Annotated in this window: 16 protein-coding genes and 1 pseudogene; 6 read left to right on the top strand and 11 right to left on the bottom strand. The window is 73.7% G+C overall.

Annotated features, from left to right (window positions below):
* Positions 1-307 precede the first annotated feature (307 nt).
* From ABZ953_RS38695 to ABZ953_RS38685, 3 genes and pseudogenes are all read right to left on the bottom strand, one after another.
* Entirely contained in the window at positions 308-883 is a 576-nt protein-coding gene (locus ABZ953_RS38695) for a helix-turn-helix domain-containing protein (protein WP_361734123.1), read from the bottom strand.
* Between the two features lie 644 nt (positions 884-1,527).
* Positions 1,528-3,036 carry a nitronate monooxygenase gene (locus ABZ953_RS38690; RefSeq protein WP_361734121.1) on the bottom strand — a complete coding sequence of 503 codons (1,509 nt, stop codon included), beginning with the start codon at positions 3,034-3,036 and terminating at the stop codon, positions 1,528-1,530.
* Between the two features lie 225 nt (positions 3,037-3,261).
* Positions 3,262-3,372: pseudogene (locus tag ABZ953_RS38685) on the bottom strand (RNA polymerase subunit sigma-70); the annotation flags it as partial.
* 378 nt (positions 3,373-3,750) lie between these two features.
* On the opposite strand from ABZ953_RS38685, the gene ABZ953_RS38680 reads away from it, so the two are divergent.
* Complete coding sequence (locus tag ABZ953_RS38680; RefSeq protein WP_361734119.1) at positions 3,751-4,110, top strand: hypothetical protein; 360 nt, start codon at positions 3,751-3,753, stop codon at positions 4,108-4,110.
* A gap of 66 nt (positions 4,111-4,176) precedes the next feature.
* Here ABZ953_RS38680 and ABZ953_RS38675 read toward each other — a convergent pair whose 3' ends face one another.
* Positions 4,177-5,133: a helix-turn-helix domain-containing protein gene (locus tag ABZ953_RS38675; RefSeq protein ID WP_361734117.1), complete on the bottom strand. Its 957-nt coding sequence runs from the start codon at positions 5,131-5,133 to the stop codon at positions 4,177-4,179.
* Between the two features lie 103 nt (positions 5,134-5,236).
* Here ABZ953_RS38675 and ABZ953_RS38670 point away from each other — a divergent pair, with 103 nt between their 5' ends.
* Positions 5,237-5,830 carry an MBL fold metallo-hydrolase gene (locus ABZ953_RS38670; RefSeq protein ID WP_361734115.1) on the top strand — a complete coding sequence of 198 codons (594 nt, stop codon included), beginning with the start codon at positions 5,237-5,239 and terminating at the stop codon, positions 5,828-5,830.
* An 83-nt stretch (positions 5,831-5,913) separates the two neighbouring features.
* Here ABZ953_RS38670 and ABZ953_RS38665 read toward each other — a convergent pair whose 3' ends face one another.
* Positions 5,914-6,600 (bottom strand): ribonuclease H, encoded by a 687-nt coding sequence (locus ABZ953_RS38665; RefSeq protein ID WP_361734113.1) that lies wholly within the window; start codon positions 6,598-6,600, stop codon positions 5,914-5,916.
* Positions 6,601-6,834: 234 nt separating this feature from the next.
* Positions 6,835-7,599, bottom strand: coding sequence for an MgtC/SapB family protein (locus ABZ953_RS38660; RefSeq protein ID WP_361734111.1), 765 nt, complete (start codon positions 7,597-7,599; stop codon positions 6,835-6,837).
* A gap of 294 nt (positions 7,600-7,893) precedes the next feature.
* Here ABZ953_RS38660 and ABZ953_RS38655 point away from each other — a divergent pair, with 294 nt between their 5' ends.
* Together ABZ953_RS38655 and ABZ953_RS38650 are read left to right on the top strand one after the other, a co-directional pair.
* On the top strand, positions 7,894-8,790 hold the full coding sequence (locus ABZ953_RS38655) for an alpha/beta hydrolase (protein ID WP_361734109.1): 897 nt from the start codon (positions 7,894-7,896) through the stop codon (positions 8,788-8,790).
* Positions 8,791-8,938: 148 nt separating this feature from the next.
* Positions 8,939-11,626, top strand: coding sequence for a LuxR C-terminal-related transcriptional regulator (locus ABZ953_RS38650; protein ID WP_361734108.1), 2,688 nt, complete (start codon positions 8,939-8,941; stop codon positions 11,624-11,626).
* Between the two features lie 330 nt (positions 11,627-11,956).
* Here the strand turns inward: ABZ953_RS38650 and ABZ953_RS38645 are convergent, their stop codons facing one another.
* The 3 genes from ABZ953_RS38645 to ABZ953_RS38635 are packed head-to-tail and all read right to left on the bottom strand — an operon-like array spanning position 11,957 to position 14,203.
* Entirely contained in the window at positions 11,957-12,499 is a 543-nt protein-coding gene (locus ABZ953_RS38645) for a TetR/AcrR family transcriptional regulator (protein WP_361734125.1), read from the bottom strand.
* Between the two features lie 20 nt (positions 12,500-12,519).
* The gene (locus ABZ953_RS38640; protein ID WP_361734107.1) at positions 12,520-13,971 is read right to left on the bottom strand and encodes an amidase; all 1,452 of its coding nucleotides are present in this window, start codon (positions 13,969-13,971) and stop codon (positions 12,520-12,522) included.
* Complete coding sequence (locus ABZ953_RS38635) at positions 13,958-14,203, bottom strand: hypothetical protein (RefSeq protein ID WP_361734105.1); 246 nt, start codon at positions 14,201-14,203, stop codon at positions 13,958-13,960. Before ABZ953_RS38635 ends, ABZ953_RS38640 begins: the two co-directional genes overlap by 14 nt.
* Before the next feature lie 202 nt (positions 14,204-14,405).
* Here ABZ953_RS38635 and ABZ953_RS38630 point away from each other — a divergent pair, with 202 nt between their 5' ends.
* On the top strand, positions 14,406-15,350 hold the full coding sequence (locus ABZ953_RS38630; protein WP_361734103.1) for an MBL fold metallo-hydrolase: 945 nt from the start codon (positions 14,406-14,408) through the stop codon (positions 15,348-15,350).
* Positions 15,351-15,484: 134 nt separating this feature from the next.
* Entirely contained in the window at positions 15,485-16,990 is a 1,506-nt protein-coding gene (locus ABZ953_RS38625; RefSeq protein WP_361734101.1) for an SDR family oxidoreductase, read from the top strand.
* Positions 16,991-17,372: 382 nt separating this feature from the next.
* Here the strand turns inward: ABZ953_RS38625 and ABZ953_RS38620 are convergent, their stop codons facing one another.
* Together ABZ953_RS38620 and ABZ953_RS38615 are read right to left on the bottom strand one after the other, a co-directional pair.
* Positions 17,373-18,233: a response regulator transcription factor gene (locus ABZ953_RS38620; RefSeq protein WP_361734099.1), complete on the bottom strand. Its 861-nt coding sequence runs from the start codon at positions 18,231-18,233 to the stop codon at positions 17,373-17,375.
* 263 nt (positions 18,234-18,496) lie between these two features.
* The coding region (locus tag ABZ953_RS38615) for a KR domain-containing protein (RefSeq protein ID WP_361734097.1) at positions 18,497-19,866 on the bottom strand (1,370 nt) is incomplete at its 5' end.

Genomic DNA, 19,866 nt, shown 5'->3' with positions numbered 1-19,866 from the left:
GCTGTTCGTAGACACCGCCGAGCGCGTCCACCGGCGCGCGCGGTCTGCTCCGCAGACACGACGCGCCGCCGCTACGCGGCGGGGGAAAGCCGCGCTCCGCGCGGCAACCGGCGACTCCGTCGCCGGCACGGACAACTCCGTTGGTCCGTGGCTCGAATCGCTCCGCGATTCGAGCCTACCGGAATTCGCTCCGCGATTTCCGGGTGAAATCCGCTCCGCGGCTTTCACTGAAAGCGGCAGCAAAAAGGCGGTCGCCCCGCCTCAGTGACGCTCCGTCAGTTTTCGAATCGATAGACCTTATGCCTCGTCAGGGTCTCGGCGCAAATCCCACGTTCGATACGTATTCGTACTGCCCCCATTGCGACCCCAGATCCACAATCGCGTCCACCCATGCATCGTCCTGAGCCGTTCCATCTCCAGCCGCCCAGGCATGAATAATGGCGTTCCATTGGCGGATGTTGAGACTGCGGTACTCCAGCACCCGCTGGAACCGCCGGTCGACTTGAGACTGATTGAACGGATGAATCTCCACTCGGGTCCCTCCTCCGCTGTTCAGCCGGCGCAGCAGGTAGCGGGCCACATTCTGGCGGCGTACCGCACGGTAAGCGGTCTCGATCTTCGCCAGGTTGGCCTTCGAAGGGCGGCGTTTGCCCGTCAGCCAGGCGTTGAGGGTGCGGTCAGTGACCATCAGGCCGGCAGCACGTGCGGCCCGGCGGGCGTGGTCCGTACGGGTTAGATATTTCAACCGGGCCATCAGGCCGCGTTGTTGGGTGATCGGGGTAGCGATGAATCCGGTGAGCTGGTCGAGTTGACGGGCGACGGCTTCGCTGCCCTTGATGCCCTGGGCCCCGTAATGCCCGAAATCACGTGTCCTTTCCGGCATATTGGGTCCCTTTCTGTGAGGATCTGCGGTTTACACGATACCTTAACTCCGGTTATTTTTCCTGCATTTGGACTGATAGCGGGTCGCTGATTTTGGTGAATTGGCTTTGGCTGTACTGCCGTTGGGCGGGCTCTTGTGGCTTTCAAAGTCTTCGTTCAAGGGAAAACAGTTCCGCCTCACTCCGTAGCCGTATCCGTTGCTCGCCGTGCTCCGGACCAAGTACATGGCGGTCACGGCCCCCGTCACGGCCACGATCGAGGTGCTGAGCCTGGCACGAGCCTGCGGCCCCGGCACGTCGGTCCGGGGCCGGGCGGTGTCAGTCCGTGCCCGCCTGCGCGGTCGCGTGGCGTCGCTGGTAGCGGCCGCGCCAGCGCGGCGTCGCCCAGCACCGTCATGACGACGTCACGGGCCAGGGATCATGACCGGGAGTCTGAGCGAGGCGGCTGGTGCGCACGGCAATCAGGCGTAGTTCGCTCGCCCTGTCTCCTGACGGCGTCCGCCTGGTGGCTCTGCGCCTTTGCGGAGTGGAGAACACCTGTGTCTGCGGGGAGTTGAGTGGTTTTCGGCTCCGGCTGGGCGTGAGGGCCGGCAGCGCATGGTGGTGGTTGTGGGGTGGCCGGCGAGTGCCCTGGACCCGGTCAGCCTCATCCTGCTGTCGTGGCGGTGTGCTTGCCCGTCAGCCACTCCACTGCCTCGCGTGCCCCGTAGGGGCCGCCGTCCGGGCTCAGGGCCGTGAGGAAGGCCAGGTCTTGTCCCAGGGTGAGGATGGGTGGTTCGTCGCGGCCGTGGGGGTGGCGTTGGCCGAGGCCGGCGGTGGCCAGTAGGCCGTTGCACAGGCATAGGCGGCCTTCGGTGTCGGTGGGTGTGCCGCCCTTGCGGCGGTAGGCGGCTTCCGGTTCGGCGGGGCAGCGGTAGCCGATCGTGCCGGTGGGGGTGCGGTAGGGGGTGCGCAGGTAGCCGAGGTCGCAGACGCGGCGGCGGGTGGTGCGTACGGCGGGGTCGGAGAGGGTGCCTGTCACTTCGGCGATTTTGAAGGGGAAGGTGGTGGGTGATGCCAGTGGGTCGTTGCGTACTTTGAGGGTTTTGGTGTGGGCTCGGGTCCTCAAGTCGTGGCGCAGGGCGGGGTGCAGGCCGGATTCTTCGCAGAGCGCGAAGGCGCTGCCGATCTGTACGCCGGCTGCGCCCTGGGCGCGGGCCGCTTTGAGTCGTTCGGGGTGGGCGGCGCCGCCGGCGAGCCAGAAGGGGATGTCGAGCTTCGCCATTTTGGTCAGGTCGGGGTGGTCGCGTGGCCCGTAGACGGGTTCGCCTTGCGCGTCGAGCTGCAGGGTGCCGCGGGGCGGGGCGCTGTGGCCGCCCGCGCCGTGGGTCTCGATCACGAAGCCGTCGGGGGCGGTGGTTTCGTCGCGGGCCAGGTAGGAGGCCAGGAGCGGCAGGGAGACGATGGCCAGGATGTGCGGGCGTCGCAGGGGGTGGGCGGGTCCCGGTGCTGGGTGTTTCTGCTCCGTCGGCGGGTTCGTGCGGGGGCTGGTCGTCTCGGCTGCTGCCCTGTCCTTGCCTGCACCCTGGCCGCCCGGGGCCGTTGCGGGGCCTGTGCGGCTCAGCAGGGCGGCCGGGTCGAAGGGGTGGGTGTAGTCCTCCTCGGTTCCGTCGAGGCGGATGCGTACGGTGACCGGTTGCATCTGTGTCAGGCGTCGTGCGAGGTCGGGGACGTGTCCTGGGACGCCTGCGCCCACCAGGACGTAGTCGACTCCTGCGAGGATGGCTCCGAAGAGGCCTGGGGCGAGGCCCAGTTGGATTTTTTCCAGGTAGTTGATTCCGACCGGGGCCTGGTGGCCTTCTTTGGCGAGCCATACCTCGACGAAGTTGCCGAGCACGGTGAGCAGTTCGGCCTGTTCTCCGCGTTCGACGCGCAGCATTGGCTGTGCTCTGAAGCGTTCGCCGGGTGTGATGCCGCCTTCGACGTAGAAGTGGTTCAGGACTGCGGTGGTCAGCTCTGGGGCGGGGAAGGCTGCGAGGGCGCGGCGTACGTGGCCGCCTGGGTCGCCGGTCTGGAGTCGGCGTGTGAGGAGGGCGTCGAGTGCTGTGCCTGAGACGACGCCGAGTTGGCCTGTGTGGCTGACGGCTCGGGCCAGTTTCCAGTGGGAGATGCCCACGCCCATTCCGCCTTGGATGATTGTGGGCGGTTTCCCGTTTGTCGTGGTCGCTGGCATGCCCCGCCTCGTTCCTTGCGCTCCCGCAACCTACGGTTGCGTAGGTTGTGTTTGGAGCCCAGTCTTGGCCACCAGTCGTCGTGGTCTCTGCGCCGAAAGGCCCGACTGGTGGGGTCCGAAGACCTTTGGGTGGTGGCTTTTGGGCCCGGCTCGGCGAGGTGCCTTGATGCGGGCGTCGGGTGAGGGGCGTTCCATGAGGGTGAGCATGGTGATGGACGCCGATTCGCGCTGTATGGCGGTGTTGGCTGGGTTGCGCATGGGGTCACCGGCCAGGGCCGGTGTTGCATGCGGCTGCTGCTGTGTTCGGGCTCGCTGCCGGGGCGGATGCTGCCCCGAGTGCGGCGACCAGGGCAAGGGCGGCTGTGGTGACGGCCAGTTTCCGTTGGGTCCTCTTGGCGTTTCTCTCGTTCAAGGTGTGCGGCCGGTCGGTTGCTCGGAGAAGCTATTGGCGGGGGGCGGGGTGTGCGTCCGGTGCGGGTTGACCTTTCGTGCAACTTCCGCGGTACCGCGGGAGTTGTGGGCGCGGGGTGGCGTCTTCGTGTTGTGGTTGGCACACGTGCCGCCCACCCCTTACGGGTGAATTGCGTGCTGTGGGGCACATTCCCCTGGAATTTCCTGCTGTGCTGAATGCCTCTTCGATCGCGAGAGGACGGCCACATGCTCAACAGGTCAGGAGCCGGAAAGAAGCCGAGGAAGCCGAGGACCGTACTGACAGCCGGCGTCGCGTTGCTGCTGTTCTGTGCCCTGTCGTCCAGTGCTCAGGCGGCCACGGGTGAGTTCGAGTACACCAGGGCGGACGGGATGGGGCACATCACCTTCCTGAACCCGGACGACGCGTGCCGCACCATGTCTGGTGGCGGGGCGAAGGACATCAGCAATCGCACGGACACCGTGGCGAGCATCTATAAGTTCGACGACTGCCGTTCCGAGGGGTTCATCGCCACGGTCGGCGCCCGGGGCGGCACGTGGCCTCCCAATCCCACGCTCACCGTCGCCCATGCGGTGAAGTTCGGGTAATCCGGGCAAGGCGCGCGGGGTCTGCCTCCGGCGGGGCGTGCCGGAGGCAGGAGCGGGGCCGTTTGCTCACGCCGTGCGGGTGAAGGCGCGGCGGTAGGAGCGGGGTGGTACTCCGCGGCGGCGTATGAACTGTTCGCGCAGTACGGCTGCGCTGCCGTAGCCGACGCGGCGGGCGATTTCTTCGACGGGGAGGTCCGTGGTTTCCAGGAGTTCTTCGGCGGTGCTCAGGCGCAGGTTTCGCAGCCAGGCGTGGGGGGTGGTGCCGGTCGCGGCGGTGAAGCGGCGGGCGAAGGAGCGTTTGCTCATGACGGCGCGTCGGGCCAGTTCGGCGACGGGCAGGGGCTGGTGGAGGTTGTGGCGGGCCCATGTCAGGACCTCGGTGAGCCGTTCGTCGTGGCAGTCCTGGGGGGCGGGGGCGGCGAGGTACTGTGCCTGGCCGCCGTCGCGGTGGGAGGGCAGTACCACGTCGCGGGCCACGGCGTTGGCCATGGCTGCGCCGTGTTCGCGGCGCAGCAGGTGCAGGCACAGGTCGAAGCCTGCGGCGGCCCCGGCGCCGGTGATGACGCGTCCTTCGTCGATGTAGAGGGCGTCGGGTTCGACGGTGATGTGCGGGTGGCGGTGGGCGAGGAGTTCGGCGAATCGCCAGTGGGTGGTGGCTCGTCGGCCGTCCAGGAGCCCGGCGGCGGCGAGTGTGAATGCGCCGACGCAGTGGGCCGCCATGAGTGCGCCGCGTTTGTGTGCCGCGGTGAGTGCCTCCAGTACGGCGGGCGGGGGCGGGGTGCGGAAGTCGGCGCCCGGCAGGGCGATGACCAGGTCGGCGTGGGCCAGTTGGTCCAGGCCGTGGGTGATGGTGACCGGGGTGGCGACGTCGGTGATGAGCGGTCCGGGCTGCTGGGCGCACAGGGTAATGTCGAAGCCAGGTGCGGAGGGGCCGTGTGGGGCGAAGACCTCGGTGACGATGCCGAGGGCGAGCAGGCCGACGGCGGGCGGGGTGTAGGCGGCGACGGTGGTGAAGGGGGGCACCGCCGCAGTGTGTCACTGCGCTGTCCATCGGTGGCAGTAATTCTGCGATGAGTGGCAGATGTGCCACTCGTGTGCGGTCCGGCGGGGCGGAAGGATCGCAGGTATGACAGACGCACCGCACGGCCGCAGCGCCGCGTACACGATTTTGACCACCGGTTACGTCGGCTCCACCGGTCCGGGGGTGGCCGCCACCGTCTCCTATGTCGCCGATGCCGGGCGGCATGTGGTGTTCGATCCGGGCATGGTGGCGAGCCGTGAGCACATCCTGGGTCCGCTGCGGGAGTTGGGGCTTGGTCCCGAGGACATCACCGATGTGGTGCTCAGCCACCACCACCCGGACAACACCATGAACGTGGGCCTGTTCCCCCAGGCGCTCGTGCACGATCACAAGGTCGAGTACCGGGGCGATCAGTGGCGCAACCGCGACGCGGAGGGTTATGAGCTCACTGCCTCGCTGCGTCTGATCCGCACCCCCGGGCACAGCAGCGAGGACATCACGCTGCTCGCGGGTACGGAGAGAGGGGTCGTCGCCTTCGCCGGTGATCTGTGGTGGCATGCCGAGGGGCCGGCCGAGGATCCGGTGGCTCCCGACCGGGCGGTGCTGAGCGCTTCCCGGCTGCGGGTGCTGGCCGCAGCCGACCTGATCGTGCCCGGGCACGGGGCGCCGTTCACGGCCGGTGACTCCACGCCGCGCTGACCGGGGCCGGGACGGGCCGGGTCCGGGGCCGGGTCCGGGTCCGGGTCCGGGTCCGGGCTGTCGTTGCGGGTGGGTGGTCCGGGTCAGGTGCCGGCGGTCTCGCGGCACTCGACGTGGCCCCAGCCGTGTGTGTTCTTGGTGATCTTCTCGCCGGCGGCGTAGGGCTTCTGGCAGTGGCAGCGGCCGGGGAACTTGGCCTTGATGACCGCGCTGGAGGAGGACTTTCCGGTGCGGGCGGCGGCCTTCTTGGGTGCGGGGCGGGCGGTGGTGCGGTCCGCGCGGGGTTGGGGGATCTGCTGCGCGCCGTGCGCGGTGCCCGCGGGCTCCTGGGTGGTTGCGGCGTCGCTGGCCGCGACGTCGGCGATCGCGTTGAGGTGATCGCCGTCCACGCGGTGGGCGGCCACGTGCTTGAACGTCACTGCGCGGTTGTGGAGCAGGGCGTCGATGCGTACGACGAGGTCCTTGTTGGCGACCGGCTTCTTCGCCGCGGTCAGCCAGCCGTTGCGCTTCCAGGAGGCGATCCATTTGGTGACCGCGTTCATGGCGTACTGGCTGTCCATGCGCACCTCGAGCGGTGCGGCCGGGTCCGTGGCCTCCAGCAGCTCGGCCAGGGCCGTCAGTTCGGCCACGTTGTTCGTGGAGTGGCCGAGCGGGCCGGCCTCCCAGCGCTGCGGGCGGCCCTGGGCGTCGGCGACCACCCAGGCCCAGGCCGCGGGCCCGGGGTTCTTCTTCGCCGCTCCGTCGCAGGCGGCAATGATCAAGTCAGACATCCCCCGATGATTTCATCCGCCGTCCGGGGCCCCGCACCCGGCGCCGGGGCGCGCCTGCTCCGGCGGGATCAGCCCCTTGCCTCACTCGGGGTTTGAGACAAGGGGCTGATCCGCGTCTGCCCGTCATACGCCCGGCGACGCACAGATCACCCGCTCGGAGCAGGTGGGCATATGGTCCCAGCGGCGGGCGGGGCCTGCCGGCGGGCGGCCGTGGGGGGCGTGGAGGGGCGGGGGTCATTCGGTGGTGTCGGCCGGTGCGCCCAGGTCGACTTCGCTGATGCCCTCGATCCGGGTGAGTTCCTCCACCAGGCGGTGGCCGTGCGCCGTGCCCTGGAGTCTGAGGCGGGCCGCGGCCCGGCCCGAGGGTGTCTCCTGGCGTGTCACCCGGACCGCGTCGACCCGGAATCCCTGCTCAGTCGTCAGTTCCAGGACGCGGCCCAGCAGGCCGTGTGCGGTGTCGTAGGTGACGGTGAGCTGCAGTGCCCGGGGCCGGGGTTTGAGGGGGATGCGGTCGGTCAGGCGCGGCAGGCCCCGTACGACGAGGAAGTGCACGGCCGTCGCGGCGGCGGCCAGCAGTGGCAGGCCGCCGCCGCAGGCCATGCCGATGCCGCAGGTGAGCCAGATGGTCGCGGCGGTGGTGAGGCCCTGGACGGCGTCGCGTTTGACGAAGATCAGTCCGCCGCCGATGAAGCCGATGCCGGAGACGATCTGGGCGGCCACGCGTGAGGGGTCCAGGGAGGCCCCCTGGAGGTGCGCGGTGGCGGCGAAGCCGTGGATGGAGACTTCCATGAACAGGGCGCTGCCCACGCCGACCAGCATGTGGGTGCGCATGCCGGCGCTTTTCTGGCGTGCCTCGCGTTCCACTCCGATGAACAGCGACAGGACCAGGGCCAGGCCGAGTTCGGCGAACTGGCGGCCGCTCTGGCCCGCGCTCGTGCCGAAGAGGGGGGCGGCGCTCGGCTGCAGCGCCTGACCGAGTGCCTGACCAGTGGACAACATGCCCTGATTGTCCCACTGTGGCGGGCCGGTCCGGGTGAGGGGGTGGTCCGCTGAGGGGGCGGGGGGTCCGGTGAGGGGGGGGGCGGGGGTCCGGTGAGGGGGGCGGGGGGGTCCGGCGTTTTCGTGGCGCCGGTGATTTCGCCGATGCCGGCGGGTCCCGGGCGGGCGCACGGTGGGGGCGCCGATGAACACGGCGGTCTCCCGCCGGGGTGCGCCTTGCGGCTTCCTTGCGGCTTCCTTGCCGCTTTTTCCGGGTGCTTCCGCCACGACCGCCACGACCGAGAGGATCTCTCCGTGTCTCTGCATGCCTTCTCCCGCCCTGTGGTGCGGGCCTGTCTGGCCGCCGCGGTGGCGACCGCCGGTCTTCTGGGTCCCGGTCTGGCGTCCGGTGCCCGGGCCGCCGCGGACAACCCCTACGAGCGCGGCCCGGCGCCGACGGTGGCCGGCATCGAGGCGCCGCGCGGCCCCTACGCCGTCTCGCAGAGCAGCGTCTCCCCGCTCGGCGTGTCCGGCTTCGGCGGGGGGACGGTCTACTATCCGGCGTCCACCGCGGACGGCACGTTCGGCGCGGTCGTCATCTCCCCGGGCTTCACCGCCTATCAGTCGAGCATCGCCTGGCTCGGGCCGCGGCTGGCCTCCCAGGGCTTCGTCGTCTTCACCATCGACACGCTCACCACCCTCGACCAGCCCGACAGCAGGGGGCGTCAGCTCCTTGCGGCACTGGACTACCTGACGAAGTCGAGTGCGGTGCGCGGCCGGATCGATGCGTCCCGGCTGGGTGTGATGGGGCATTCGATGGGCGGCGGCGGCACCCTGGAGGCGGCCAGGAGCCGCCCGTCGCTGAAGGCGGCGATCCCGCTGACCGGCTGGAACCTCGATGTGACCTGGCCCGAACTGCGCACTCCCACCCTGGTCGTGGGCGCGGACGGGGACACTGTGGCCCCGGTGGCCACCCACTCCGAGCCCTTCTACCGGTCGCTGCCCGCCTCGCTGGACAAGGCGTACCTGGAGCTCAACAACGCCACCCACTTCACACCGAACTCGTCGAACACGACGATCGCGAAGTACAGCATCTCCTGGCTGAAGCGGTTCATCGACGACGACACCCGCTACGAGCAGTTCCTGTGCCCGCTGCCGAAGCCGGGCCCGGCCATCGAGGAGTACCGGGGCAACTGCCCGCACACGTCCTGATTTTGACGGCCCATCAGGTGGGCAGGGGCTTCGTCGGCGGGCGGGTGGTTGGGCCGGTGCACAGCTGGGTGCGGGGGCTGCTGGTGGTGTGCCCAGTGCGGTGGACGCGGGGCTTCCGGCCGGTGTTACGCGTGAGTAGCGTGCGGGTGTGGTCCTTTCGACGCCCCTCCCCCACCCGTTGACGCCCCTGCCCCGCCCGCCCGCTTCCCCCGGACTCTTCGGCCGGGCCGCGGAAACGGCCGCCGTGCGGGCCCTGGTGGAGCGGGCGCGGGCGGGCCGGGGCGGGGCGCTCGTCCTGAGCGCGCCGCCCGGCCTGGGCCGTACCGCGCTGGTGGAGTATGCGCGTACGCTCTGTGCTCCGCCCGCCGAGGGCCGGCCCACGCCGTCGGCGGCGCCCCGGCCGCAGGGGCCGCTGCTGGTCTGCCTGGACGACGTGCACCGCTGGGACGCGGCGTCGAGGGCCGCGCTGGGCGCGCGGCTGCGCCGCCCGTCCGCCGCCGGGGAGGTGGCCCTGCTGGTGAGCGTCGCCGAAGGCCGCACCGGGGCAGGGGAGTTCACCGGGCCGGCGACGCTGCACCTGGCACCGCTCGAGGAGAGCGCGGCCACCGCCCTGCTCCACCGGCTCACCCACGGCCGCGCCGACCCGGCCGTGGCCGCGTGGCTGGTGCGCGAGGCAGCGGGCAACCCCCGCCTGCTCACCTCTTACGCCGCGGCCCTCACCCCCGCCCAACTGGCCGGACGGGCCCGGCTGCCCGACCCCCTGCCCGGCGCGGAAGGCGTCCTGGACGACTACACCGCCCGCCTTCAGGAACTGCCGGGCGCGGCCCGCACCCTGCTGCTGCTCGCCGCGGCGGCCGCCGAGCACGAGGCCGAGGGCGCGGGGGCCGAGCTCGCCCTGGTGCTGCGGGCCGGCGGCGATGACGCGGGGCTCGCGCCCGCCGAAGCGGCCGGGGCGGTGCTCGCCGCGGGCGGGCGGCTCCGCTTCCCCCAGCCGCTGCTGCGCGCGGCGGTGCTGTGCGGCACGCCGCCCGCCCGGCGCAGGGCCGCCCACCTGCGCCTGGCCGGGGCGTGCCGGGACCCCTACGCGCGGCTGGTCCAGCTCGCGTGCGCGGCGCAGGGGCACGACGCATCCCTCGCCGGGCGCCTGGCCGCCGCGGCAGCCGGGCGCCCGCACGCCGAGCGCGCCACCGCGCTGGCCCGCGCCGCGGCCCTGTCCGCGGATGCGGCGGCGCGTACCGGCCGGCTCGCCGAGGCGGCGGACGCGGCCCGGCTGGCGGGGGATGCGGTACGGGCCCGGGCCCTGCTGGCCCGCACCGGGCCGCTGCCCGCGCACGGGGGCGTCCAGCGGGTGCGCGGGCTGCTGGCCCTGGCCGACGGGCCGGTGGACGACGCCCGGCAACTGCTGCTGGCCGCCGCCGCGCTGCTGCCGCCCCGCCAGGCCCGCGGCGCGCTGACCGGCGCGGCGCAGGCGGCGTGGGCGGCGGGCGATGCCGGCGCCTGCCGGGAGGCGATGGCGCGGTTGCCGGTGTGCGCCGATGATCCGCTCCTGGAGGCCTACCGCCGCGGGATGTGCGCGCTTCTCTCGGGGCGCACCGCGCAGGGCCACGCCCTGCTGCGCCGCTGCCTGAACGGGCCGGCGGGCCCGGGCGATCCGGCCGGACTGCTGCGCGCCGGGGCCACCGCCCTGGTGGTCGGGGACCTCGGCGCCGCCCGTGAGGCCGGGGCCCGGGCGCTGGCCGCGGTACGCGCCCACGGCCCCGAGGTGCTCGTGCCGCGCGCCCTGGAACTCCTTGCCTACGCGGAACTGCGCGCGGGCCGGCACACCGGCGCCCGCGCACACGCGGCCGAAGGACTCGGGGCGGCGCAGCGCTCCGGGCAGACCAACACCGCCGTCTGCCTGCACGCCGTCGCGGCGCTCGCCGCGTCCGTCGAGGGCGACGCCGGGGCCTGCGCCCTGCACGCGGCGGCCGCGGCGGCGGGCGCCGGACCGCACGGCCTGACCCAGGCCGCCACCCTGGCCGGCTGGGCACTGGCCCGCGCGGAACTGGCCGCGGGACGCTGCGCCGACGCGGCGGCACGGCTCGCCCCGCTCATCGCTCCGGGGCCGCGCGGCGGGCACTTCGCCGTCAGGATGCTGGCCGTGCCCTGCTTCGTGGAAGCGGCCCTCCAGGCCGGACAGGCCGCCCAGGCCGCCCGGGCCGGACAGGCGCGGCGCGCCACCGCGGAGTTCGCGCACTGGGCCAAGGCCACCGCTGACCCGCTCGCCCCGGCCCAGCTGGCCCGCTGCTACGCCCTGCTGGCGCCGCCCCCGCAGAAGGCCGCGGCCTTCGAGCGGGCGCTCGCCCGGCACGAGAGCGTGCCGGGCGAGTTCGAGCGGGGCCGTACCCAGCTGCTGTACGGGCAGTGGCTGCGCCGCGGGCGCCATACGCGGCAGGCGCGCGGCCCGTTGCGTGATGCGCTGGTGGCCTTCGAGCGGTGCGGGGCGCACGTCTGGGCGGAGCGCAGCCGGGGCGAGCTGCGGGCCGCGGGCGAGGCGGTGGCGGGCCGAGCGGGGGCGGGGGAAGGCAGGCCGGGGCTGCTGGCGGCGCTGACGCCGCAGCAGCAGCGCATCGCGCGGCAGGTGGCCGAGGGAGCCACCAACCGGGAGGTGGCGGTGCGCCTTTCGGTGAGCCACCGCACGGTCGACCACCACCTGCGCAATGTGTTCGCCGTGCTGGGTGTGCGCTCACGGGTCGAGTTGTCGCGGCTGCTCGCCGACGACGGTGACGGCAGGGGCGGGCGCAGTGGCGGTGGCGGGGTGCGGGGGCGGGAGGGCGAGGCGGCCGCGCGCTCGTAGGTGCCTCGGTGCCCCGGCGTACCGGCGTTGTGGTTGTGGTGGCGCGCGTACGTGGTGTTCAGGGTGGGTCTCGCGCCAGACCGCCATCGCGAGGTTCCCGTCGTCGCCGTCCAGCGCGGTGAGCGAGGCCGGGGAAGAGACCGTCCTCCTCCTTGGCGATGTGGCGGTGCAGTTCGGCGACGGCTTCGTCCACACCGGCGCGGGCGGGTGCCAAGGGCACGGTGCCACGCGGGGGGCGGGCCGGTGTCGCCCCCGTGCGCGTATCCACCACGCGGGCCGGGGTGGATACGGGCCCGGGCCCGGCGGCGGCCCGTCTGCGGCGGGTGCGGGTCAGGTGCCCAGTACGCCGCGCACCAGCAGGCGCGCGTAGGCGGCGTCCTGGCCGCCCGGCCGGAAGAGGATGCGGTACATCATCGGTGCGACGACGTGGTCGAGGACCGTTTCGGTGCCGGGGGCGCTCTCCCCGCGGCCGGCCGCGCGCTCCAGGATGACGTCGATCTGCTCGGCCGCGTACGCGGAGCACTGGCCCGCGTTGCTGCCGTCCGGGTCGCCGAGCAGGGCGTCGCGGATGTAGGCGCGGCCTGCCGGGGAGGCCATCTCGTCGAGGAACTGCTCGGCCCAGACCTGGAGATCGGCCTCCAGGGTGCCCAGGTCCTGCGGCGGCGCCTCGGGGCGCAGGTGCTCGACCGCCACGTCCGACAGGAGTGCCTGCAGATCGCCCCAGCGGCGGTAGACCGTCGAGGGGGTGACCTCGGCGCGGGCGGCGATCTGGGGCACGGTCAGGGCGTCGCGGCCCACCTCCGCCGCGAGTTCGCGTACGGCGGTGTGGACTGCTTCCTGGACACGGGCGCTGCGGCCGCCGGGGCGTGCCATCGGTCTACGGCTCACGGACCTCACCTTAGAGCGGATCCTTGCGCCGGAGCGCCGAGCGGGGCCTGCGGAGTGTGGGCCGGCGCAGTGTGGGCCGGCGGGATGCGGCCGTGGGCGGGGGCCGTCTGTTCGTAGGCGTGGCCCACCTGCAGGAGGGCGGCCTCGGCCAGGGGGCGGGCCATCAGCTGCATGCCGATCGGCAGGCCCTCGCGGTCGTGGCCGACCGGCACGGACAGGGACGGCAGGCCGGTGATGTCGGCCGGGGCGGAGAGGCGGACGTAGGCGTCGGAGACGCTCTCGTGCGTGCCGTCGGCCCAGGTGAGCATCGTCTGGCCGGTGTGCGCCGCGGTCGTGGGCACGGTGGGCGCGGCGATCACGTCGATCTCGTCGAACAGGCGCAGCCAGGCCTGGTGCATGAGGGTGCGGGCCCGCCGGGCGCGCAGGTAGTCGCCGGCGGGCATCAGTTCGCCGGCCTCCAGCAGGACACGGATGTCGGGCCCGTACTGTTCGGGGGCCGAGCGCAGCATCTGCTCGTGGTAGGCGGTGGCTTCGGGGACCATCAGGCCCCACTGGGTGGCCTGGATGTAGCGGGTCATGGGGATGTCGATCTCGACGAGGGTCGCGCCGAGGTCGTGCAGGTGGGTGAGGGCGGCGCGGACCGCGGTGTCGACCTGGGGGGTGATGCGGTCGAAGAAGTAGGTGCGGGGGACGCCGACCCGTACTCCTGTCAGGTCCGTGTCGGGGGTGGGCCGGTAGTCGGCGGGCCGCGGTGCGCGCCCGTCACGGGGGCGGGGGGCGGCCAGGACGTTCAGGGCCAGGGCCGCGTCCTGGACGGTGCGGGTCAGGGGGCCGACGTGGTCCAGGGACCAGGACAGGGACGTCACGCCGTGCCGGGGGACGAGGCCGTAGGTGGGCTTGAGGCCCACGACGCCGTTCAGCGCGGCCGGTACGCGGATCGATCCGCCGGTGTCGGTGCCCAGGGCGAAGGTCGCCGCGCCCGCCGCGACGGCGACGGCCGAGCCGCCGCTGGAGCCGCCGGCCACCCGGGCCGGGTCCCAGGCGTTGCGGGTCTGGGGGGTGGTCAGCCCGTAGGCGAACTCGTGGGTGTGGGTCTTGCCCAGCAGTGCGGTGCCGGCGGCGGCCAGGCGGGCCGCGACGGCGCTGTCGGCCGCTGCCCGGTGGCCGGTGCGGGCCCTGGAACTTGCCGTGGTCGCCAGGCCCTCGACGTCGATCAGGTCCTTCAGCGCCACGGGAGTGCCGTGCAGGGGGCCCCTGAAGTGACCGGCGGCCGCCTCGTGTTCGGCTTCGCGCGCCGCGTCGCGGGCCCGCTCGGCCGTCACGGTGACATAGGCGTTGAGGCCGGGCTCGGTCTGCTCGATCCGCTCCAGTACCGAGTCCACCAGTTCTACGGGGGAGAGCCGGCGCGTCCGTATCCGGTGCGCGGCGGCGGTCAGGGTCAGTTCATACGGCTGCACGGTGCGGCTCCTCTTCGGTGTGCTGCTCTTCTTCGGCGTGCTGCTCCTCTTCGGCGGGGAAGGGGGTGGGCGGGGTGTCGGCGAAGTCGAGTTCGCGCAGGACGGCGACGACGGAGTGGATGTGGTTGGCGGTGGCGGCCACCGCATCGTGGCGGTTGGCGGGCAGCAGGAGTCCGGTGCGGGCCGCCCAGGCAGCGGCCTGGGGCGGTGTCAGTTCTTCGGCGGCGGGCATGGTGGCCTCTTTCTGGCGGTCCGGGGCGGCGAGGGCGGTGCGGTGCGGTGCGGGAGCGTGTTGCCTCCCGCCGACAGCTAAAAGCTAACCGTTTGCGTTAGGTCACGATAGGTCCTACGCTCACTTAACGCAAACAGTTAGCTTTTAGCTGTGCGGGGGCGGTGCCCCCACCGCCCCCGCACCCCGGGAAAGGACCCCCGACATGCAGACACCCCAGACACCCCAGGCACCCCGAGCCCCCCGAGCCCCCCGAGCCCCCCACTGGACCATCGGCGACATCACCGTCCACCGCATCGACGAGACGCCGCTGCCGCCGGCCACCGGGCCCTGGCTGCTGCCCGGCGCCACCTCCGACGTCGTCGCCCGGCAGGACTGGCTGCACCCCGACTTCGCCGACCACGAGGGCACCCTGCGCCTGGACAGCCACAGCTTCGCGCTCACCCTGGGCACCCTGCGGGTACTCGTCGACACCGGCATCGGCAACGGCAAGACCCGCGCCAACCCCGCCTGGCACGGCCTGCGCACCGACTACCTCCAGCGCCTGACCGACGCCGGGTTCCCCCCCGACACCGTCGACCTGGTCGTCCTCACCCACCTGCACACCGACCACGTCGGCTGGAACACCCGGGAGGCGGACGGCGCGTGGGTGCCCACCTTCCCCAACGCCCGCTACCTCGTCTCGCGCACCGAGCGGGAGTTCTGGGCCGCGCAGAGCATGGACGAGCCGCGCCGGCAGATGTTCCGCGACTCCGTGCTCCCCGTCGAGGACGCCGGGCTGCTCGACCTCCTCGACATCGCGCAGGAGGGCACCGACATCGCCCCGGGCCTGCGCCTGACGCCCGCCCCCGGCCACACCCCCGGCCACCTCGCCGTCCAGCTCAGCAGCCGCGGCGAAACAGCCGTGATCACCGGCGACGCCATCCACCACCCCGTCCAGCTCCCCCACCCCCACCTCTCCAGCTGCGCCGACACCGACCCCCGCCGGGCCGAAGCCTCCCGGCGCGCCCTGCTCGCCTCGCTCGCCGGCACCGGCACCCTCCTGCTGGGCACCCACTTCCCCCACCCCACCGCCGGCCGCGTCACCGCCCACGAGGGCACCTACCGGCTGGCCCCCGTACCGCCCGCACACCCCGCACCCCGGCAGTGACACCCCCCGGCGCCCGCGCGCAGGAACCGGAGAGGGCCGGCCGGTGCCTGTCGCGGAGCGGGCCGCAGCGGGTGAGACTGGCCAGGGCGGAGCGGATCCCTCCCCCGACCGGCGACAACGAGGCGGCAGCACACGTGAGCGACAGCCAGGACGCCCCCCGGCCCGGCCGGCACATCCTCGTGACCGGCGCCACCGGCTACATCGGCGGCCGCCTGGTCCCCGAACTGCTGGCGGCCGGCCACCGGGTGCGGTGCCTGGCCCGCACCCCCCAGAAACTGCGCGACCACCCCTGGGCCGGACAGGTCGAGATCGTCCAGGGCGACGTGAGCGACCCGCGGTCACTGGCCGGCGCCCTGCGGGACATCGACGTCGCCTACTACCTGGTGCACGCCCTGAACTCCGGGGCCGGCTTCGAGGACACCGACCGGCGCGCCGCCGCCTCCTTCGCCGAACAGGCCCACGCGGCCGCCGTGGACCGCATCGTCTACCTCGGCGGGCTCACCCCGGCCGGCGTGCCCGAGGAGGAGCTCTCACCGCACCTGCGCTCACGGGCCGAGGTCGGCCACATCTTCCTCGCCTCCCCCGTCCCCAGCATCGTCCTGCGCGCGGCGGTCATCATCGGCTCGGGCTCCGCCTCCTTCGAGATGCTGCGCTACCTCACCGAACGCCTGCCGGTCATGGTCACGCCCAGCTGGGTGCGCACCCGCATCCAGCCGGTCGCCGTACGCGACGTACTGCGCTACCTCGTCGCCTGCGCCCGCCTGCCCGAGGCCCTCAACCGCGGCTTCGACATCGGCGGCCCGGACGTCATGACCTACCGGGACATGATGCGCACCTACGCCGAGGCCGCCGGACTGCGCCACCGCCTGATCGTGCCCATCCCCCTGCTCACCCCCTCGCTCTCCAGCTACTGGGTCGGCCTGGTCACCCCCGTGCCCCGCGGCATCGCCCGCCCGCTCGCCCAGTCCCTGCGCCACGAAGTCATCTGCCAGGAACACGACATCGCCGGCTACGTGCCCGACGGCCCCGGTCACCCCCTGCCCTTCCGCCGCGCCCTCCAACTGGCCCTGCGGCGGATCCAGGACGCCCAGGTCACCACCCGGTGGTCCTCGGCCGCCCTGCCCGGAGCCCCCAGCGACCCGCTGCCCACGGACCCCGACTGGGCCGGCGGCAGCCTCTACACCGACCACCGCCAGCTGCGCGTGGACGCCTCCCCCGCGCAGCTGTGGCGGGTCATCGAAGGCATCGGCGGCGACAACGGCTGGTACTCCTCCCCCCTGGCCTGGGCCGTGCGCGGCTGGCTCGACCGCCTCGTGGGCGGCGTCGGCCTGCGCCGCGGCCGCCGCGACGCCCACCGCCTGCGCATCGGCGACTCCCTGGACTTCTGGCGGGTGGAGGAGATCGAACCGGGCCGGCTCCTGCGCCTGCGCGCCGAGATGCGGCTGCCCGGACTGGCCTGGCTGGAGATGTACGTGGACGAGGACGGGCCCGGCCGCACCCGCTACCGCCAGCGCGCCCTCTTCCACCCCCGCGGGCTGTCCGGCCACGCCTACTGGTGGTCGGTCGCCCCCTTCCACGCCCTGGTCTTCGGCGGCATGGCCCGCAACATCGCCAGGGCGGCGGGCCGCGAGAGCGCCTGACGCGCCCGCGCCCGGACCGGTGACCGGGCGCCGACGGGCTCAGCACGCGGCGCTGACCTCGCCAGGCGCCTGGTCCAGAACCTCAAGACCCCGCAGGCACGGTTCGAGCCACAGGCGGGGGCCGGTTCGGCACCTACATGCTGACGCCGCAGCACGCCGAGGCCGGCCTGTCGCGCGCTGCTGCCCGCCCTGGCCGCCGACGCCCGCTACCGCGTCGCCACCCGGGAACCCGCCGCCCCCGTGACCCGCACCACCACCACGGCCGTCCGCCGCGGCGCGCCCCCGCGCGCGGCGGTCCGCGCCGTCCCGGACGCGCCACGCCACCCGCCGCCCCCACCCGCCCCGAAGACCCCCGCGGACCCCGGCGCGCCGGACGCGGCCCTCACCCCTCCAGGGCCGGGCACAGGGCGAGCGCCGGGACGGTGAGGCGGTAGCCCACCCCGCGGACCGTCTCGATCCAGTGCGGCGAGCCGAGCTTGCCGCGCAGCGAGCCGACATGCACATCCAGGGTGCGCGTGGAGCCGAACCAGTTCTCGTCCCACACCCGGGCCATGATCTCCTCACGGCGCAGCACCGTGCCGGGCTCCTCCAGCAGCATCGCGAGCAGGTCGAACTCCTTGCGGGTGACGCGCACTTCGTCGTCGTAGAGGTGCACCTTGCGGGTGCGGGCATCCAGGCGCAGCGGGCCCGCGCACAGGTGGCGCTGCCCGTCCTGGGGCGGTGTCACGGGTTCGGGCCAGGGCACGGGCTCGGGCTCGGGTTCGGGTTCGGGGGTGTCCTCCAAGCCGGGGTCGGGGGCGCTGTGCAGGGGCGCGCGGCGCTGGGCGGGCACGAGGGGCGCGGGGGCCGGCAGCGGCCCGCCGGCGGCGGCCGCCTCGTGGCGCAGGCAGCCGGCGCTGCGGCGCAGCACCGCCCCGATGCGGGCGAGGAGTTCGTAGCGTCCAAAGGGCTTGGGGACGAAGTCGTCGGCGCCGGAGTTCAGGGCCAGGACCTGGTCCAGTTCGTGGTGGCTTCCGCTGAGCACGATGATCGGTACGCAGGACTGCTCCCGGATGCGCCGGCACACCTCGTGCCCGGCCAGGTCGGGCAGGATCAGGTCGAGCAGCACCAGGTCGGCGCCGGGCAGTTGCTCCAGTGCGTCGCTTCCGGTGCGGGTGTGCTGGGTGGTGTAGCCGTGCATGCCCAGCATCTGCCGGAGTGCCTCGGCCATTCCGTCGTCGTCCTCGACGATCAGTACGTTCATCAATCTCGCAGGCCTTCCCGAGGAGTCCGTGGGTGGGAACGGAGAGCCCCGAGCCTTGCGAGGGGGTCCGCGCAGCGTCAACGCGTGTTGGCGTCCGGGCCCAAGACGGGGGTGGGAAGGGGGGATTCCTGCCCGCCTCCTGTCATGGCGGGGCGGGCGGCGGGCTGTGCTGTCATGGGGTGGTCAGGGCAGGGGGGCGGACCTTGTCATGGAACTGGCAGAGCCGGGAGCCGGGGGGGTGGCGCGGGGCCCCCGCGGCGGGCTCAGTGCGCGGCGGGGGCGGGCGGTGCCGGTGTGCCGCGGGCGCCGGACAGGGCGGTGCCGCGGGCGCCGGACAGGGCCCGGGTCAGGGCGTCCAGCAGGCCGGTGCGGGCGCTGTGGTGCACGGTGACGCAGGCGCCGTGGCGCCGGCCCGCGCCGGCCAGGCGGGCGCGTTCGGCGGCCAGGGCCTCCAGGGCGCGGCCCACCAGGGCCGGCAGCGGGGCGCGGGCAGCCGTGCGGTGGGCGGCGGCCGGGACGCTCAGCGCGAAGAAGTCCAGGGGCAGTTCGGCGGTGGCGCGGTCCAGCTGGGCGGCGCCGCTCACCGCGTCGGCCAGGACGCGGGGGGCGGTGGCGGGCGCCACGGCGGACAGCGGGCCGCTCCCGCCGTGGCCGGGGCAGTGCAGGACCCCCTCCAGGCCCCCGAAGTGCTCAAGCGCGGTGCGCACGGCGGCGCGGACGTCGTCCTCGCGGGAGGGCCGGCCGGCCGCCCGCACGATGCGGGCATCGGCGGGCACCGGGCTGCCCGGCGGTGCCAGCAGCACGACCTGGGCCCGGTGGCGGCGGGCCAGGGACAGCGCCAGGCGGGTGCCGGTGCCCGAGCCGGTGTCGGTGAGCAGATAGCGGCCGCCCCTGCGCAGGGCGGCCCGCGGCGCGCCGGGGGGCGGCGGCGGGGCGGGGCGCGGGATGCGGGCCTCGCGGCCGGCGGCCGTGTAGCGGACCTCGGCCGGCCGGGGGCGGGGCAGCGCGAGTTCGCCGAGTGCGAGGGGGAAGGGGCCCTCGGTCCAGGGCGGCAGGGTGTGCACCGTGAGGCACAGGGCGTGGATGCGGCCGTCCCCGGCGCCGGCCTGCTGGGCCAGCGCGCCGAGCGCGGCGGCCAGTTCGGGGCGGGCGCGGCCGGTGACGAGGAAGGCCAGGTGGACCGGGGCGGGGCCGGTGGAGCGGCCCAGGGCCTCCAGGGCCGGCAGGGTCAGTTCGGCGGCGCGCTCCAGGCTCGTGGTGGCGGCGGGCAGGTCGAAGACGAGGGCGGTGGGGGTGTGGCCGGCCCGGTGCAGGGCGGTGAGGTAGGCGTCCCAGGAGGAGGCGTCGGCGGCCACGTCGCGGCCCACGCGGGCGGTGCGGACGCCCAGGGGGGCCCAGGCGCGGCCGGTGTCGCGGCCGTCGATGACCAGCAGGCCGCGGCCGGGGGTGCGGGTGGGGGGCGGGGGTGCGGCGGCGGGGGTCCACTGGGGGGTGGGGCGGGGTGCGGGGCGCGGTGGTGCGGACCGGCCGCCCGCGGTGGTGGTGAGGGCACTGGCGTTCATCGCGTCCACCCCGTCGTCCTTCTCCCCTGTGGCCGCGCCCCCGCAGGGCCGGCGCCTCTCCTTGTTCCCGG

The sequence above is a fragment of the Streptomyces sp. NPDC046465 genome, assembly GCF_040646035.1.
Taxonomy (GTDB): Bacteria; Actinomycetota; Actinomycetes; order Streptomycetales; family Streptomycetaceae; genus Streptomyces.
The sequence above is the reverse complement of the archived record's forward strand: the minus strand, read 5'-3'. Positions and strand labels throughout refer to the sequence as shown.